1 protein-coding gene is annotated in these 320 nt (G+C 65.0%); it reads right to left on the bottom strand.

Translation table 11 applies throughout. From position 1 onward, the window contains the following. Window positions 1-49: 49 nt before the first annotated feature. Window positions 50-199: a hypothetical protein gene (locus H9X91_RS14115; RefSeq protein WP_204804983.1), complete on the bottom strand. Its 150-nt coding sequence runs from the start codon at window positions 197-199 to the stop codon at window positions 50-52. Between the last annotated feature and the right edge of the window lie 121 nt (window positions 200-320).

Raw genomic sequence — 320 nt, 5'->3', positions numbered from 1 at the left:
AAAATGCTTGGACGCCGGACTCCCGGCGGAGAAGCGCGGACTGCCTTTCTTACTTCTCCTCCGCCGCCTGCAGGGCCTTCGCCTCGGCGATGGCCTTCTCCTGGGCTGCTGGCGGGCAGTCGCCCCACAGGCCGCTGTGCGCCCTGCGGGGACCCCGCATTGGACTCAAATCGTCCGAAATGAATTCGGCCGATTTCAAGATTTTGCCTCCGGCAAAATGCTTGGACGCCGGACTCCCGGCGGAGAAGCGCGGACTGCCTTTCTTACTTCTCCTCCGCCGCCTGCAGGGCCTTCGCCTCGGCGATGGCCTTCTCCTGGGC

Origin of the sequence: Oscillibacter valericigenes (genome assembly GCF_016902445.1) — a bacterium.
GTDB lineage: Bacteria > Bacillota > Clostridia > Oscillospirales > Oscillospiraceae > Oscillibacter > Oscillibacter avistercoris.
This window is presented reverse-complemented; position numbering and strand designations above follow the sequence as displayed.